Source organism: Dietzia sp. DQ11-38-2 (assembly GCF_014145055.1).
GTDB lineage: Bacteria > Actinomycetota > Actinomycetes > Mycobacteriales > Mycobacteriaceae > Dietzia.
Map to the genome: position 1 here is coordinate 1 of NZ_JAALDW010000017.1, position 2500 is coordinate 2500.

Genomic DNA, 2500 nt, shown 5'->3' on the forward strand with positions numbered 1-2500 from the left:
GGGTGTGTTGTTTCAGATACTGCACAGTGGACGCGGTGCGATTCTTTTGGCTTGAGTGTGTGTAAGCCCTCGGCCGATTAGTACCGGTCACCTCCACGCATTGCTGCGCTTCCAGTTCCGGCCTATCAACCCCATGGTCTGTGGGGGGCCTTAACCACGCAAGGTGGTGAGAAACCTCATCTTGGAACAGGCTTCCCGCTTAGATGCTTTCAGCGGTTATCCCTTCCGAACGTAGCTAACCAGCGATGCTCCTGGTGGAACAACTGGCACACCAGAGGTTCGTCCGTCCCGGTCCTCTCGTACTAGGGACAGCCTTCCTCAAGTTTCTTACGCGCGCGGCGGATAGAGACCGAACTGTCTCACGACGTTCTAAACCCAGCTCGCGTGCCGCTTTAATGGGCGAACAGCCCAACCCTTGGGACCTACTCCAGCCCCAGGATGCGACGAGCCGACATCGAGGTGCCAAACCATCCCGTCGATATGGACTCTTGGGGAAGATCAGCCTGTTATCCCCGGGGTACCTTTTATCCGTTGAGCGACACCGCTTCCACTTGCCGGTGCCGGATCACTAGTCCCGACTTTCGTCCCTGCTCGACGTGTCAGTCTCACAGTCAAGCTCCCTTGTGCACTTGCACTCAACACCTGATTGCCATCCAGGCTGAGGGAACCTTTGGGCGCCTCCGTTACTCTTTGGGAGGCAACCGCCCCAGTTAAACTACCCACCAGGCACTGTCCCTAACCCAGATCATGGGCCGAGGTTAGACGTCCAATACGATCAGAGTGGTATTTCAACAACGACTCCACACACACTGGCGTGCATGCTTCACAGTCTCCCACCTATCCTACACAAACCGAATCGAACGCCAATACCAAGCTATAGTAAAGGTCCCGGGGTCTTTTCGTCCTGCCGCGCGTAACGAGCATCTTTACTCGTAATGCAATTTCGCCGAGTCTGTGGTCGAGACAGCAGAGAAGTCGTTACGCCATTCGTGCAGGTCGGAACTTACCCGACAAGGAATTTCGCTACCTTAGGATGGTTATAGTTACCACCGCCGTTTACTGGGGCTTAAATTCTCAGCTTCGCCTTGCGGCTAACCGGTCCTCTTAACCTTCCAGCACCGGGCAGGCGTCAGTCCGTATACATCGACTTACGTCTTCGCACGGACCTGTGTTTTTAGTAAACAGTCGCTTCTCTCTGGTCTCTGCGACCACACCCAGCTCCCACCGCGAGGGTGTTCACCGGGCATGGCCCCCCTTCTCCCGAAGTTACGGGGGTATTTTGCCGAGTTCCTTAACCACAGTTCTCTCGATCGCCTTGGTATTCTCTACCTGATCACCTGTGTCGGTTTGGGGTACGGGCCGTGTATGAACTCACTAGAGGCTTTTCTCGGCAGCATAGGATCACTGAATTCCCCACAACGGGTACGCATCAAGTCTCAGCCTTCATGTGACACGGATTTGCCTATGTCACGGCCTACACTCTTACACCAGTACAACCACTGACTGGCCCAGCTACCTTCCTGCGTCACCCCATCGCTTGGCTACTACCAGATCAGGTCCCGCGCATCCAGTCCACGTCATCCCGAAGGATGCTCCAGGACGTTCAGGGCGGTTAGTATCACTGATTCACCATGGGCGCGCATACACGGGTACGGGAATATCAACCCGTTGTCCATCGACTACGCCTGTCGGCCTCGCCTTAGGTCCCGACTCACCCTGGGCAGATTAGCTTGACCCAGGAACCCTTGATCATTCGGCGGACGAGTTTCTCACTCGTCATTCGCTACTCATGCCTGCATTCTCACTCGTGTGGCCTCCACGCCTGGATCACTCCGACGCTTCTATGGCCACACGACGCTCCCCTACCCACCCACACACCTGCCCGGAGGAGGTTCTCGTGTGAGTGCCGCGGCTTCGGCGGTGTACTTGAGCCCCGCTAAATTGTCGGCGCAGGACCACTTGACCAGTGAGCTATTACGCACTCTTTCAAGGGTGGCTGCTTCTAAGCCAACCTCCTGGCTGTCTCAGCGATCCCACATCCTTTTCCACTTAGTACACGCTTAGGGGCCTTAGCCGGCGATCTGGGCTGTTTCCCTCTCGACTATGAAGCTTATCCCCCACAGTCTCACTGCCACACTCTCACACCTCGGCATTCGGAGTTTGGCTGACGTCAGTAACCTTGTAGGGCCCATCGGCCATCCAGTAGCTCTACCTCCGAGGTGAAACATGCGACGCTGCACCTAAATGCATTTCGGGGAGAACCAGCTATCACGGAGTTTGATTGGCCTTTCACCCCTACCCACAACTCATCCCCTCAGTTTTCAACCTAAGTGGGTTCGCGCCTCCACGACGTCTTACCGTCGCTTCACACTGGCCATGGGTAGATCACTCCGCTTCGGGTCTAGAGCATGCCACTACGATCGCCCTATTAGGACTCGCTTTCGCTACGGCTTCCCCACACGGGTTAACCTCGCGACATACCACTAACTCGCAGGCTCAT

The 2500-nt window shown here is 56.0% G+C and carries 1 rRNA gene (cut by a window edge); it reads right to left on the bottom strand.

Annotation, left to right across the window (positions count from 1 at the left end):
- Positions 1-57: 57 nt before the first annotated feature.
- Positions 58-2500 (bottom strand): 23S ribosomal RNA (locus G6026_RS00685) (it continues 656 nt past the right edge of the window).